Here is a 14218-nt window from a genome sequence, read left to right as displayed (position 1 = left end):
TAAATTTCACAAACTTAATTAATTTTTCAAACTTAATTAAACTTTCACAAACTTAATTAACAGATGACAGCAAAAAACTAGTCTTGATAACTTTCAATTGGAGGACATGAACAAATTAAGTTACGGTCTCCGTAGACATCATCGATGCGATTAACTGTTGGCCAAAATTTATTTTTGGCTGCAGCAGGAACGGGGAATACCGCTTCTTTAATAGAATAACCACGTTCCCAAGTATCAGTAATATCCGCTAACGTATGAGGAGCATTATGTAATGGGTTGTCGTCACTTGACCATTCACCCGATTCAACTTTACGTACTTCGTCGCGAATAGAAACCATCGCTTCAACAAAACGGTCAAGTTCAACTTTTGACTCAGATTCTGTAGGTTCAATCATGAAAGTACCCGCTACTGGGAACGACATCGTAGGTGCATGGAAACCATAATCAATTAAGCGTTTTGCTATATCAACTTCACTAATACCTGATGTGGCTTTAAGTGGACGTAAATCGATAATACATTCATGAGCAACACGACCATTTTTTCCTGCGTATAAAAGTGGGTAATGTTGGCTTAACTTTTTAGCTAAATAATTAGCATTAGTAATAGCATATTTAGTCGCATCTGTTACGCCCTGCTTACCTAGCATTGCACAGTAAAGGTAAGAGATACATAAAATACCCGCACTACCAAATGGTGCTGCTGCAACGGCTCCATTACCTTTAGTACTTTCATTAACGTTAATTAATGCATGATCAGGCAAAAATGGTGCAAGGTGTGCTTTAACGCCGATAGGTCCCATACCTGGGCCACCGCCACCGTGTGGAATAGCAAACGTTTTATGCAAGTTTAGGTGAGAAACGTCAGCGCCAATATAGCCTGGCGACGTTACGCCTACTTGTGCGTTCATGTTTGCACCGTCAAGATAAACTTGACCGCCATGTTCGTGAACGATGTTACAAATTTCTGCTACTGTTGTTTCATATACACCGTGCGTTGACGGGTATGTGATCATAATACAGGCAAGATTGTCGGCCATTTCGCTTGCTTTAGTACGCAAGTCGTTCATGTCAACGTTACCTTCTTTATCACAAGCAACAACAACAACTTTCATACCAACCATTTGCGCAGACGCAGGGTTTGTACCGTGGGCAGAAGATGGAATTAAACAAATATTACGATGTGCATCGCCACGACTTTCATGATATTTAACAATCGCGATTAAACCCGCATACTCGCCTTGAGCACCTGAATTAGGTTGCATTGAAATATTGTCGTAACCCGTTAGTTCAACTAACCAATCACCTAACTCGTCAATCATTTGCTTATAACCTTGGGCTTGGTCAATGGGTGCAAATGGGTGCATGTTAGCGAATTCAGGCCATGATACCGGGATCATCTGTGCTGTTGCATTTAACTTCATCGTACAAGAACCCAAAGAAATCATTGAATGGTTCAATGCTAAATCTTTGTTTTCTAATCTTTTGATATAACGAAGCATTTCTGTTTCGCTGTGGTATGAATTGAATACCGGGTGAGTCAATATTTCAGATTTACGTACTAATGCTGCAGGAATTGAAGAATGACCGCTACTGACTATTTTGTCGTCAAGGTCGCTAACGTCTAAACCATGGCCTGCGCCTAATAATATATCGAATAAACCAGCAATATCAGTACGAGTCGTTGTTTCATCTAGAGAAATACTAATTTGACCCACAACATCAGTGCGGAAGTTAACACCTGCGGCTAATGCGCGTGCAACGATTTCTTCTTTATTATCTAAATTGAACGTTAAGGTGTCAAAGTAGTTAGCATGAATAGCTGTTAAGCCTTTTGTGGCTGTACCTAAGCATAAAATATCTGCGAAACGATGAATACGATTAGCAATGATTTTCAAGCCCTTTGGACCATGATAGACCGCGTAAAACGCCGCCATGTTAGCTAAGAGTACTTGGGCAGTACAAATGTTTGAGTTAGCTTTTTCTCGGCGAATATGTTGTTCGCGAGTTTGCATTGCCATACGCAATGCAGCGTTACCACGGGTATCTTTAGAAACACCAATAATACGACCAGGCAATGAACGTTTGTATTTCTCAGAGGTAGTAAAAAATGCAGCGTGTGGTCCGCCGTAGCCCATTGGAACACCAAAACGTTGGCTTGAACCAATAACGGCATCGGCACCTAATTCACCCGGTGCTTTTAACATCACTAAACTCATGATATCGGCGGCAACCGCAACAATACCTTTGTTTGCGTGAATTTTTTCAATTAACTCACTAATGTCTGTAATTTCACCCGATGCACTTGGGTATTGTAGCAAAGCACCAAAAACATCATGGTCAGCGGCTTCATGAGCAGGAGCAACGATAACGTCAAAATCAAACATTTCTGCACGTTGTTTAACAACGTCGATAGTTTGTGGATAAACATCACTTGAGATAAAGAACAAGTTTGATTTTTTGTTTTTAGAAACACGTTTTGCTAATGCCATGGCTTCAGCAGCCGCAGTTCCTTCATCTAATAATGAAGCAGAAGCTAGTTCAAGACCGGTAAGGTCGATACACATTTGCTGGTAGTTTAATAATGATTCTAAACGACCTTGAGCAATTTCTGGTTGGTAAGGCGTGTAAGCAGTGTACCAGCCTGGATTTTCTAACACGTTACGCAAAATTACGTTCGGTGTTAATGTGCCGTAGTAACCTAAACCAATGTAGGTGTCGTTTACTTTGTTCAAGCTTGCAACCGCTTTTAAATCACTTAAGGCTTGCGCTTCTGTTTTACTTTCTTCAATCGCAGGCAATGCTGATAAACGAATATCACTTGGTACGATTTCATTGATAAGTGCGTCAACCGACTCTGCGCCAATGTCTTTTAACATCGCTTGAGTTTGTTCGGCATTAGGGCCAATGTGACGACGAATAAAGTCTTGAGTTTGCTCTAAATAAGCAAGTGATTTTGATTGAGTAGTCATAAAACAGCTTCTCTTAAGTGGGTAATTAATTTACTGGGTCTTTAGTTACGGCGTAACTAAAATAAAGCCCCAAACAAGCAGTTGGAGGCTTAATAACAGATTTCGTAAACAGCTAGCTTTTTGGTAAGGCGCTAAATTTATCAGTCTTATAAGCTTAATAAGCCTTTAGCTAAAGGCTATTAAGCAAGTGAGATTAGACGAGTATCAAAAGCAACGCAGCATAAAAGCTAAATGTGCCCGAAATTAGTCTTCGTCAATAGAATTCGCGTAACCTTCAGCATCTAATAAAGCATCTAACTCTGCTTCATCAGCTAACTGAACCTTGAATAACCAACCAGCGCCAAAAGCGTCTGAGTTAACTAATTCAGGAGAATCTTCTAAGTCTTCATTTACTTCAATAACTTTACCTGAAACGGGTGCGTAGATGTCTGAAGCTGCTTTTACAGATTCTGCTACTGCAACGTCGTCACCAGTACTGATTTCGTCATCAACATCAGGTAATTCAACAAATACCATGTCACCTAATAAGTCTTGTGCATGTTCAGTGATACCAACTGTAACTACGCCGTTACCTTCTTGACGTACCCATTCGTGTGATGTTGCATATTTTAGTTCTGAAGGAATGTTGCTCATTTTTTATTTTCCTGAGGTTAATTATTGTTTATCGTAAACTCAATTTCAATTGTCGCTATTGGCTAACAATTAAATACTATAGCTTAATTATTCTTCTATATTGGACAAGCGCAAATAGATTTACCCTCGACCAACATTGTCATTCTACTTGCTTTTAAAACAAATTTTTATGATTAAAAATTAATTAAAAAACTTTTTTGCCATTGCGAACAAAGCCAGCTTTGATCACTTTAACGTTAACTAATTTTTTACGCATTTCTACTTCAACAGTGTCGCCTAAGCTTACGCTGCGAGGAACACGAGCCATAGCAATACTATGACCTAATGTTGGCGAGAATGTACCTGAGGTAATAATACCTTCACCAAATGGCGTAATCACTTTTAAGCCAGTGCGTAATACGCCTTTTTCTTCAAAGACTAAACCAACAAGTTTAGGTTGGTCGCCAGCAGCTTTTTGGGCAGTTAATACTTCACGGCCAATAAAGTTACGATCTGTTGGTTCCCAGCTAATGGTCCATGCCATGTTAGCCGCTAATGGCGAAACAGTTTCGTCCATATCTAAACCATAAAGATTCATGCCTGCTTCTAAGCGCAAGGTATCACGAGCGCCTAGACCACAAGGTGCAACACCTGCGTCGAGTAATTTTTGCCATAAATCTGCTGCTTGGTCTTCTGGAACCACTATTTCATAACCATCTTCACCGGTATAACCCGTGGTGGCAATGAATAAATCGCCGGCTTGAACACCAAAGAATGGCTTCATACCTTCAACAGCTTGAGTTTGCTCTGGTGTTAATAGTGAAGCTACTTTAGCTTTAGCTTGAGGACCTTGCACGGCAATCATGCCAAATTCAGGACGTTCGGTAATTGTAATGTCGAAACCAGCCGATTGTTCATTCATCCACGCTAAATCTTTTACGCGCGTTGCTGAATTAACAACCAAACGATAATAAGTTTCAGTGAAGAAATAAATGATCAAATCATCAATAACACCACCTTCGTGATTGAGCATACCGGTATAAAGGGCTTTACCTTCAACGGTTAATTTTGCAACATCGTTGATCACTAAACGGCGTAAATATGCTTTGGCATCAACACCTTTAATATCAACAATGGTCATGTGTGAAACATCAAACATGCCGGCATCAGTTCGAACAGCATTATGCTCTTCTATTTGCGAGCCGTAGTTAATTGGCATTTCCCAGCCGTGAAAATCAACTAGTTTTGCGCCAGCTTCAATATGCTTAGCATGTAATACGGTTTTATTAGTCATCGTATGTATTCCACTTTAATTGTTGAATTCACCATTAAGCCAAGCTTAAAGGTAGTATATTTACAAAATAATTGGCCAGATTATAGCCGCGCAAAGCAACCTATTCAACTAAAAACAAAGAAAACAGTCAATAATACAAATTTTAAACCAGATAAATATTTTAATCCAAATTTAATTTTTAAAACCACATGTTTTGAAAATTATAATCAGTTTTACTTCGTAAAAAAATAGAATCTTGGGTTTTTATTTTGTGTTTTTTACTGACATTTTTTTTCAGGAAAACTTATTAATTTAAAAGCTAATAATATCAAAAGGAAGGAGGAATATTAGGACGTTTATAAAATTATTTTTCATCGATTAACCATACACTTAAAAGACAATCATTAGATAAGTTTTATAAAACAGAGCAAACGTTATTACAAGCTCTTACAGTCATGTCAAAAGCGTTTGCTTAAATGCTCAAAGCAACGTTAATTTTAAAATAACTTGTCTTTGAGTTTTGCAAGTTTAGGTAAATCACTTTTCAAACCCAATGCTTGTTTAATTAAGACTTGCTTAACGGGCTTTAAGTTATTAATTAAAGACAAACCCAGACCTCTCAACAATTTTATAGCGCCTTGTTGAGGCGTAAACACTTGTTTAATTGACTCCATTGCTGCAACCATTTCGGTTGCTTCGGCTTTACGCCAACGTGAATATTCATTTAACAAACGAGTGGTTAACCAAGCATCATTAGGGGATTTTTGTTGGGTTATTTTGTCATTAATAATTTGCGCCAATGATACCGCGTCAAGTAAACCTAAATTAACGCCCTGGCCTGCTAATGGATGAATGGTATGAGCAGCGTCACCAACCAAAGCAATACGCTCTTGAACGAAGCTTTGGGCGATACGCATAGTTAGCGGATGAGTAAAACGTTTACTCTGCAGTTCAATATTCCCTAATTTTCCATCACTTGCTGCTGTTAACGCTTTTGAAAACTCTGCTGGAGTTAAGCCATTTAAACGAATTGCATCTTCGGGGGATGTAGACCAAACAATCGAGCATAAGTCTTGCGTTCCAAGAGCGTCGTTAAGTGGCAGTAGCGCTAGAGGGCCAGTTTCTAGAAAAACTTGCCATGCGGTATTTTGGTGTCCTTGTGAACATTTTACCGTAGCAACAATAGCGTGATGATCATAATCACGAAAAGTTAAGGGGAACGCCATTTGACGTCTAACCCAAGAATTTGCGCCATCGGCACCAACCACTAATTTAGCGGTTATTGGCATAGGATTACCGTTAGTTGATGTAAAACTAACAAAAGCTTCACTCTCACCAATACTTATATTACTTAAGGTATTTTCAGTATAAAAAATTATACCTTGATCTGCTTGTGCTTTTTGCCAAAGGCTCTGACGTATAACGCTATTTTCAACGATCCAACCTAGCTGTTCATTGGCTGAGGTATCGGCTAAATCGTCACAAGAAAAAAGTAACTTGCCAAAGCCAGCTTTATCCCAAACATGCATATCAGTATAAGCTTGAATACGTTTTTGTTGAATTAATGGCCAAACATCAAGATTATCAAAAATTTGTTTACTGGCGACATTAAGCGCACTAACTCGAACATCAGGCTGTTCTGGTAATTCATCCGGCGGTGAAGTGTCAACAATAGCAACGGTTAACTGTGTTTGCTGACGTAGCGCTAAAGCTAAGGTTAAGCCCACCATGCCGCCGCCAACAATTAATACATCAAATTTTTGCATGTTATTCTTCTTAATTTTAAAATGGCTTTACGTTAGGTTAACTGGGTATTTTTAGTTACCTTGGTTTCACCCTTAATAACCCATCGTTTTTCTAACGAGGCGACTTTTTAATGGTGATAAATAATTCATGACTTTCAAACCAACATTACGACCTATAACTAAAGGGGGCAATTTATTTGAAAAAAGTGTCACTAACGAATCGGTTAAACCAATGACTTGCTGATGATCTAACTTTCGTTGCGAGGCATAATGACTTAACAGAGAAAATTGTCCAATGTCTTGATTGTTATTTAAGGCTACTTTGATCAGCTCCACCATTTGCTTAACATCTCTTACACCCAAATTAAAACCTTGTCCGGCAATAGGGTGAATAGTGTGAGAAGCATTACCAATAAGTGCCATCCGATGAAAAACCTGTTCATCTGCCATTAATAATTTAAGCGAATAAACATCGCGCTTACCCACTTGGGTTATTGCGCCAAGCCAACTACCAAAAGCATTTTCAAGTTCATCTTGGAATTGTTTATCGCTAAGTGCTAGCATTTTATCTGCTTGTTCAGGCGGTAATGTCCATACCAAAGAACAACGACTATCACTTGTTGCGCTCCCCTGTTTTGACAGTGGTAACATCGCAATAGGACCAGTATCAGTAAAGCGTTCAAAAGCCAAATTGTTGTGGGCAATCGCCGTACTTACATTGGTAATAAGTGCCGATTGACCGTAGTGAGACTCTTGCACAGCAATGTTAGCAAATTTTCGACAGGCTGAATGAACACCATCACAGGCTAATAGTAATTTCGCGCTAAGCTTTGCTGTTGAATTAAGCGTCAGTTCAACCTGCTCTTTTTGCCAAGTAATATCGGTTATTTTATCGGGAGTGAACCAAGTGATATTACCTGTTATTTTGTTTTTCTCTTTTAAACTGCTTAATAATGCTTGCCCAAGCAATGACATTTCAACAACAAAGCCGAGTGCATTAACTTGATGATGCTCAGCATAAAGTCGAGCTTTACCGTAGAAGCCTCGATCAGAGATATGAATATTTTTAATAGGCTCGGCTAGATGCTTTAATTGTTGCCAAACGCCTAAACGTTCTAAATAGGTTGCTGTGCCATGTGAAAGCGCTAACACACGATCGTCAAAAGTTAATCTTGGATCTTCTAATACCGGATTAGCTTCAACAATGGCAATAGACAGTGGCTGACCCTGTTGTTTTTTGCAGTCGATCAAACTCAGTGCCATTAATGCACCAGATAAACCACCACCAGAAATTACGATATCGAATTCTTTTTTCATAGTTACTTTTTTTAGCTATTTAATACAGTCGCTTAAGATAAAGCGTTAAAGTGAAATGCTAAGTTCATTGCCAATTCATCATTGAACTGTGAAATAAAACATTGATTAATGATTGCTGCCTGAATTTAAATACGTAAATCTATGATGACAAGTTCATATGGCAATGTGAATTGACGATAAAAAAGTCAGTTAATTATTCGCAGTCATTAGTTGTTCAATTTCAGCAATTGATTTTGGCGCATTTACCGTTAAGTTTTCATGACCTTGATCAGTTACTGCTATATTATCTTCAATTCTTATTGCTATACCGCGCCATTTTTTATCAACACTATAATCATCAAGTGGAATATAAATGCCCGGCTCTATGGTCATCACCATACCTTGTTCAAACGCTCGACATTGCTCGCGTTTATCATTTGACTGATAATCACCAACGTCATGAACATCTAAACCCAACCAGTGCCCTAAACCATGAATAAAATACTTTTTACAGGCTTTGTCCTCGATTAACAGAGCTAAATTCCCAGACAATATACCTAAACGATGTAAACCTGAAGTTAGGAAGTTATTCACTAAAACATTAAGCTCGGCAAAGGTTGCGTGTGGCTTTATTGCATCAATCGCTAAGTTCTGTGCATCTAGCACGAGTTGATAGACTTCTCGTTGTGCTAATGTGAACTTGCCATTTGCAGGAAAGGTGCGAGTAATGTCAGCCGCATAGCCGCTAAGTTCACCACCGGCGTCAATCAACACCAATTCATTATTTTTCAGTACGTCATCATTGTTAGTGTAATGTAAAATATTGCCATTATCACCACAGGCAACGATACTGCCATAAGCTGGGTGCCTTGCACCATTACTGGCAAATTCATGCAATATTTCCGCTTCTAATTGGTATTCAAATTTACCAATCGCTGACTGCTTCATCGCTCTGGCATGAGCCTCACCGCTAATAATATTTACTTGACGCATAATATCGAGTTCGCCGGCACTTTTGATTAAACGCATTTCTTCAATAATATTTCGACAATCAACCAATAGTGTCGGTGCTTTTACGCCAAGGCGGCTTTGCGCTTTAACCGCTGACAACCATGCATATATTTGGCTATCTAAGCGGGTACTTTTTCCTTGGCAAAACAACAAGTGACTTTTATCCGCAATATAATCAGGGAGGTATTGATCTATTTCGGTTAGTGGAAAACATTCATCTACACCATAATGCTCTACCGCTAACGTTTGTCCTACACGCCTACCGTGCCAGACTTCTTGAAGGGCATCTTTCTCAAGGTTAAATAAAATACTTTGTTGATTTTCTTCTCCCTTATCAGCAGATTTAGTCAGCACTAAAACAGCATCAGGTTCGTTATATCCCGTTAGATAATAAAAACTTTTATCTTGGCAAAAAGCATATTCGGTATCGTTGCTACGCGTGACTTCTTGTGCAGCGGAAAATATCGCAATAGAATTTTCTGGCATCGAAGCAAAAAATTGAGCACGACGTTGGATGAATTCGGCCAAAGGTAATAAAGTATTTTTAACTAAAGTTGATGTATTCATGACTTGATCTTTTTTTAGTGGACAGTATCTTCTGCGCTTTTACTTTCTGGCGGTGAGCCGAGCTCAGTAAAACACAATAAAGCAGAAATTCTGACATATTCAGCTATTTCAAAATAGGCTTGCTCGGTATCTTCGTCTTCTTCCATTTCGTCAGACAAATTAGAGATTTCAGCAAAATCAATAAGGACTTCTTTAACGTCTTCTGATAATACCGCTTTGTTTTTTTGTTGTAGGCCGAATCCTAAATTGAAGCCTTGTACCCAAACACTTAAGGCATGGCCACGTTCAACTATACTATCGTCATCATCTGGTAACGTTAATTGAAAACCATAAGAGTCATCAATAATGTCATGCCAAACTTTTGCAAACATTGATTTGACCAACGACTTAACGGCACGAGGTAAACCTTCGCCGTTGTTAAACAAGTCATTAATCATCACGATATAGTCCTCACTTTCAAAGGTAAAACCGGCACAAACTAAGCCAGTTAATACCCCATGTAATTCAGCGCCATGGACGGTAATACTTTCTGTTGTAAGAATTGCTTGCACTGAGGCAAAGTCTAAAGAGGTTTCGTTGGACATGTTTTAATCATCAATAAAATGCGTGAGTTAATGCAAGGTATCGTAACATTCACGCTTTTATGATGCTAGAGATTAAAAGGAGAAAACCCTAGAGAACGCTTGCATAGTGTACTGCTCATCGCTATAGTGCTCAGATATGTATATATTACTATTAATTAAGATGTTTTTGTGAGAATAAGCCTGTTATGAGTCAACACTCGGTTACCATTGAAGTTGCTAATAGAAGACTGAAGATTTCATGTCCTAGCGGGCAAGAGTCGTCTTTACTATTAGCCGCTGAAGAGTTAAACCAACGTTTGCTAATAGACAGTAAAACTTGTTCTATAAAGACACCTGAACAATCACTAGTAATGACTGCACTTAACTTATCTAATGATTTATTAGCTGCTCGTAAAGAAATTATCGATGAACGTGCTGCGATGCAAAGTAAAATTGATTTACTACAAGCGACTATCAAACAAGCTGTAATTTCCGAATACCTCAAGAAAGCCTGATTTTTCAGCAACCTCTGTTCACTAAAAAAACAAACAAACTTAAGTTACAAAAAAACACTTAAATCGCTTTGAAAAATTAGCTATACTAATTTCGTCTTCTGGGGTGTTTGTATGTTAACTATGTCCCTGAGCCGATAAGTTTTAACTAAGGAAGTTGATTATTAACTATTGTGCAAGCCCGGCTCGTATCGGGAAGCCTACGGTTGAAATGATACCTCCGCCCTGAACACCCGGTGTTCAGGACTAAAGTCGACTGCGGCACCTTGGAAGCATCCTTTTTAAAATCATATTAGACATAGCAGGTTTAAACATATTAGGCTTAAACCTGATACCTCCGCGCAGCACCTAACAACACCCAGTATTCAGGACTAAAGTCGACTGCAGCACCTTCGAAGCATCCTTTTTATAATCATATTAGACATATTAGGTTTAAACATATTAGGCTTAGACCTGATACCTCCGCGCAGCATCTAACAACACCCGACTTATCAAATATTAGTCATAATGTTAAGGGTAAAATAAAGAATAAAAGGCTAAGTTACTATATACTTAATACACTTATTATTATTAATTAGCTTACTTGTTTATATGCCTATAAAATACCTCTGTGTAATGCTGTTGCTAATGCTGAATACTTCATCAAGTATCGCTAAGCAACTTGTTGTTACTGAGATATTACCGCCCTACCAATTCTATCAAGAGAATACTGCGCTAAGTGGATTCTCCGTAGAAGTCATGCAGGAAATATTCAAAATTACCGGTGATGAAATTGATTTACAAGTATTCCCTTGGGCTCGAGCTTATAAAACAGCACTTAACCAACCCAATACTCTTATCTTTTCACTATCTCGCACCAAAGTTCGAGAAAATCTATTTATTTGGGGCGGTAAATTAATGAGAGAAGATATTTATGCTTGGTGTTTACAAGAAAAATTTAAAACACCCGTCACTGATATAGAGCAACTTAAAAAATATAAATTGGCGGTCACTAATTCGTCAAGTACCGCTCAATATTTTCAGCAAGAAGACTACCCCTTTATTTATACTGTCGTTTCACCAGAGCAAAGCTTACAGATGCTCTACCTTAATAGAGTTGATTTTATAACGGGGACAAAGAGCACCTTAGTGGCGCGAGCGAGTAAATTAAATTTAGAGGTAAGTAGACTAAAAAAAATTATACCTCTCTCAGTCGTTAATCATGACTTATATTTTGCTTTTAGTCTAAATAGCGATAAAAAGATTGTCACTAAATATACCAACGCTTATAAAATAATAGAGAAAAATGGCACTTTAGACAAACTGAGAAATAAGTGGCAAGTGCAGTAAACGCTACATACTTAGTAAATAATGACTAGTGCGCTTTACTTTTATCTAAAAAATCAATATAACAAAGACGAATTTTATCAGTTAGTTAATAACAATAGACAACATGACCCAAAATCATCTAGCCAACAAATCAAAAAAACCACAAGGGCAAGTTTATGCTGACACACCAGCGATCGGTATTTTTGACTCTGGCATTGGTGGTTTGTCGATTGCTAAGTGTATCCATCAGCATTTACCCAATGAAAATCTTATTTATGTGGCTGATAGTCAATTTGCACCTTATGGCGATAAGTCGTCAGCAGAAATTATTGAACGGGTAAATAAAATTGCTGACTGGTTGATTAGCCAACAGGTAAAAGCCATTGTTGTTGCCTGTAATACCGCAACAGTTAGCGCTATCGATCAACTGCGTTTAAGGGTTTCAATTCCAATTATTGGCGTTGAACCAGCAATAAAACCCGCTGCGTTGCACAGTAAAACAAAGAAGGTAGCCTTGTTAGTAACAGGGGCAACCGCAATAAATACTCGGTTTCTGTCTTTAGTGAATAAGCATAAAAATGGCGCTGAAATTTATATTCAGCCATGCCCTGGCTTAGTAGAGCTTATCGAGCAAGGCCTTCATGAAAGTGAACAGTGCCTTGAAATACTGCATACTTTTTTGCAACCTCTTGTGCAAAGTAATATAGATACCTTAGTCTTAGGTTGTACACATTACCCCTTTGTTCGTTCGCTTATACAAAGAATTGTTGGTGATAAAATTACCATCATGGAAACCGCTCAGCCCGTAACGGATCAACTTACTCGGCAACTGGCAAACCAAGGATTATTGGCAAGTACTCAATCTATTTCACAACAACACTTTTTTAGCTCTAAGGTATCTCAGCAACAAGCCAAATTGATGTCAGTACTTTTTGGTCAGAATGTTACCCTTCAGCAATTTCCTGCTCTATAAATGAACAATTAATAATTATTTTTAGCCGTTTAGCCATCTAGGCGTAAAAAAACTAGAAAATAGTTAATCTTGCAGTTAGAATAACTCCAATTCGAAAATATTTTAAACTATTACATTTTTCTGAGGTTATATGTCTACTCAATTTTTCACTTCTGAATCAGTTTCTGAAGGTCATCCGGATAAAATCGCCGATCAAATTTCTGATGCGGTACTTGATGCTATTATCGCTAAAGATAAGAATGCTCGTGTCGCTTGTGAAACTATGGTGAAAACTGGTGTAGCTATTATTTCAGGTGAAGTTTCTACCACGGCATGGGTTGATCTAGAAGCGATTACCCGTAATGTTATCAGTAATATTGGCTATACTTCGTCTGACGTTGGTTTTGATGGTGAAACTTGTGGCATTATGAATTTAATTGGCCAGCAATCACCTGAGATTGCCCAAGGTGTTGACCGAGCAAACCCTGAAGATCAAGGTGCTGGTGACCAGGGATTAATGTTTGGTTATGCGACCAATGAAACTGAAACGTTAATGCCTGCGCCAATATTTTATTCTCATCGTTTAGTAGAGCGTCAAGCTGAAGTCCGTAAATCAGGGGTCTTACCTTGGTTGCGTCCTGATGCTAAATCTCAAGTCACTTTTATTTATGAAGATAATAAGCCAGTAGCGATTGACGCGGTTGTTTTATCAACTCAACATAATCCAGAGATTTCTCAAGAAGATTTGCACGAAGCTGTGATGGAAAATATTATCAAAGCTGTGTTACCTGCCGAGTTATTAACTAAAGATACTAAATATTTTATTAATCCTACTGGCCGTTTTGTTATTGGTGGTCCGGTAGGTGATTGTGGTTTAACGGGTCGTAAAATTATTGTTGATACCTATGGCGGCATGGCTCGTCATGGTGGTGGTGCTTTCTCAGGAAAAGATCCATCAAAAGTTGATCGCAGTGCTGCTTATGCTGGTCGTTATGTAGCAAAAAACATCGTTGCGGCTGGTTTAGCTGACCGTTGTGAAATTCAAATTTCTTATGCCATTGGTATTGCTGAGCCAACGTCAATTTCAATTGAAACCTTTGGTACCGGTAAAGTCTCTGAAGCAAAATTAATTGAATTGGTAAGAGCACATTTTGATTTACGACCTTACGGCATTACTAAGATGCTTGATTTGTTGCACCCTATGTATCAGATGACAGCAGCTTACGGACATTTTGGTCGTGAACCTGTTGAAGTCACTGTTGGTGATGATACTTTTACTGCATTTACGTGGGAAAGAACTGATAAAGCTGACGCACTTAGAAAAGCTGCTGGTTTTTAGTTTTAACGACTAAACATCAAGGCTCCTAATAAAAAAGCGACTTAATAAGTCGCTTTTTTTATGTTCAAAGG

11 protein-coding genes and 1 other RNA gene are annotated in these 14218 nt (G+C 38.4%); 5 read left to right on the top strand and 7 right to left on the bottom strand.

Going from position 1 to position 14218, the window contains the following annotated elements:
• Positions 1 to 77 precede the first annotated feature (77 nt).
• The 7 genes from gcvP to H4J75_RS11460 all read right to left on the bottom strand — a co-directional run bounded on the left by gcvP (position 78) and on the right by H4J75_RS11460 (position 10057).
• Positions 78 to 2969: an aminomethyl-transferring glycine dehydrogenase gene (gene gcvP / locus H4J75_RS11490; protein ID WP_182222201.1), complete on the bottom strand. Its 2892-nt coding sequence runs from the start codon at positions 2967 to 2969 to the stop codon at positions 78 to 80.
• 243 nt (positions 2970 to 3212) lie between these two features.
• Positions 3213 to 3602 carry a glycine cleavage system protein GcvH gene (gene gcvH / locus H4J75_RS11485; protein WP_070374238.1) on the bottom strand — a complete coding sequence of 130 codons (390 nt, stop codon included), beginning with the start codon at positions 3600 to 3602 and terminating at the stop codon, positions 3213 to 3215.
• Positions 3603 to 3786: 184 nt separating this feature from the next.
• Complete coding sequence (gcvT, locus tag H4J75_RS11480) at positions 3787 to 4875, bottom strand: glycine cleavage system aminomethyltransferase GcvT (protein ID WP_182213933.1); 1089 nt, start codon at positions 4873 to 4875, stop codon at positions 3787 to 3789.
• Positions 4876 to 5351: 476 nt separating this feature from the next.
• Entirely contained in the window at positions 5352 to 6620 is a 1269-nt protein-coding gene (locus tag H4J75_RS11475; RefSeq protein WP_182222200.1) for a UbiH/UbiF/VisC/COQ6 family ubiquinone biosynthesis hydroxylase, read from the bottom strand.
• A 72-nt stretch (positions 6621 to 6692) separates the two neighbouring features.
• Positions 6693 to 7916, bottom strand: coding sequence for a 2-octaprenyl-6-methoxyphenyl hydroxylase (gene ubiH / locus H4J75_RS11470; RefSeq protein WP_182222199.1), 1224 nt, complete (start codon positions 7914 to 7916; stop codon positions 6693 to 6695).
• Between the two features lie 189 nt (positions 7917 to 8105).
• Positions 8106 to 9473: a Xaa-Pro aminopeptidase gene (pepP, locus tag H4J75_RS11465; protein WP_182222198.1), complete on the bottom strand. Its 1368-nt coding sequence runs from the start codon at positions 9471 to 9473 to the stop codon at positions 8106 to 8108.
• A gap of 14 nt (positions 9474 to 9487) precedes the next feature.
• Positions 9488 to 10057, bottom strand: coding sequence for a UPF0149 family protein (locus H4J75_RS11460; RefSeq protein WP_070374244.1), 570 nt, complete (start codon positions 10055 to 10057; stop codon positions 9488 to 9490).
• Between the two features lie 185 nt (positions 10058 to 10242).
• On the opposite strand from H4J75_RS11460, the gene zapA reads away from it, so the two are divergent.
• The 5 genes from zapA to metK all read left to right on the top strand — a co-directional run bounded on the left by zapA (position 10243) and on the right by metK (position 14147).
• The gene (gene zapA / locus H4J75_RS11455) at positions 10243 to 10551 is read left to right on the top strand and encodes a cell division protein ZapA (RefSeq protein ID WP_182222197.1); all 309 of its coding nucleotides are present in this window, start codon (positions 10243 to 10245) and stop codon (positions 10549 to 10551) included.
• Positions 10552 to 10643: 92 nt separating this feature from the next.
• Positions 10644 to 10825, top strand: a non-coding RNA gene (gene ssrS / locus H4J75_RS11450) — 6S RNA.
• A 350-nt stretch (positions 10826 to 11175) separates the two neighbouring features.
• Positions 11176 to 11877 (top strand): ABC transporter substrate-binding protein, encoded by a 702-nt coding sequence (locus tag H4J75_RS11445; RefSeq protein ID WP_182222196.1) that lies wholly within the window; start codon positions 11176 to 11178, stop codon positions 11875 to 11877.
• A 103-nt stretch (positions 11878 to 11980) separates the two neighbouring features.
• Positions 11981 to 12829: a glutamate racemase gene (gene murI, locus H4J75_RS11440; protein ID WP_220465299.1), complete on the top strand. Its 849-nt coding sequence runs from the start codon at positions 11981 to 11983 to the stop codon at positions 12827 to 12829.
• A gap of 130 nt (positions 12830 to 12959) precedes the next feature.
• Entirely contained in the window at positions 12960 to 14147 is a 1188-nt protein-coding gene (metK, locus tag H4J75_RS11435) for a methionine adenosyltransferase (RefSeq protein ID WP_182213945.1), read from the top strand.
• Positions 14148 to 14218: the final 71 nt, after the last annotated feature.

The sequence above is a fragment of the Colwellia sp. BRX10-1 genome (genome assembly GCF_014077545.1).
Taxonomy (GTDB): Bacteria; Pseudomonadota; Gammaproteobacteria; order Enterobacterales; family Alteromonadaceae; genus Colwellia_A.
The sequence above is the reverse complement of the archived record's forward strand: the minus strand, read 5'-3'. Positions and strand labels throughout refer to the sequence as shown.

Bases quoted from the DNA above. Each gene is read 5' to 3' on its own strand.
- ubiH (WP_182222199.1), bottom strand. From the start codon at position 7,916: ATGAAAAAAGAATTCGATATCGTAATTTCTGGTGGTGGTTTATCTGGT.
- gcvT (WP_182213933.1), bottom strand. From the start codon at position 4,875: ATGACTAATAAAACCGTATTACATGCTAAGCATATTGAAGCTGGCGCA.
- gcvH (WP_070374238.1), bottom strand. From the start codon at position 3,602: ATGAGCAACATTCCTTCAGAACTAAAATATGCAACATCACACGAATGG.
- metK (WP_182213945.1), top strand. From the start codon at position 12,960: ATGTCTACTCAATTTTTCACTTCTGAATCAGTTTCTGAAGGTCATCCG.
- pepP (WP_182222198.1), bottom strand. From the start codon at position 9,473: ATGAATACATCAACTTTAGTTAAAAATACTTTATTACCTTTGGCCGAA.
- H4J75_RS11445 (WP_182222196.1), top strand. From the start codon at position 11,176: ATGCTGAATACTTCATCAAGTATCGCTAAGCAACTTGTTGTTACTGAG.
- gcvP (WP_182222201.1), bottom strand. From the start codon at position 2,969: ATGACTACTCAATCAAAATCACTTGCTTATTTAGAGCAAACTCAAGAC.
- H4J75_RS11475 (WP_182222200.1), bottom strand. From the start codon at position 6,620: ATGCAAAAATTTGATGTATTAATTGTTGGCGGCGGCATGGTGGGCTTA.
- zapA (WP_182222197.1), top strand. From the start codon at position 10,243: ATGAGTCAACACTCGGTTACCATTGAAGTTGCTAATAGAAGACTGAAG.
- murI (WP_220465299.1), top strand. From the start codon at position 11,981: ATGACCCAAAATCATCTAGCCAACAAATCAAAAAAACCACAAGGGCAA.
- H4J75_RS11460 (WP_070374244.1), bottom strand. From the start codon at position 10,057: ATGTCCAACGAAACCTCTTTAGACTTTGCCTCAGTGCAAGCAATTCTT.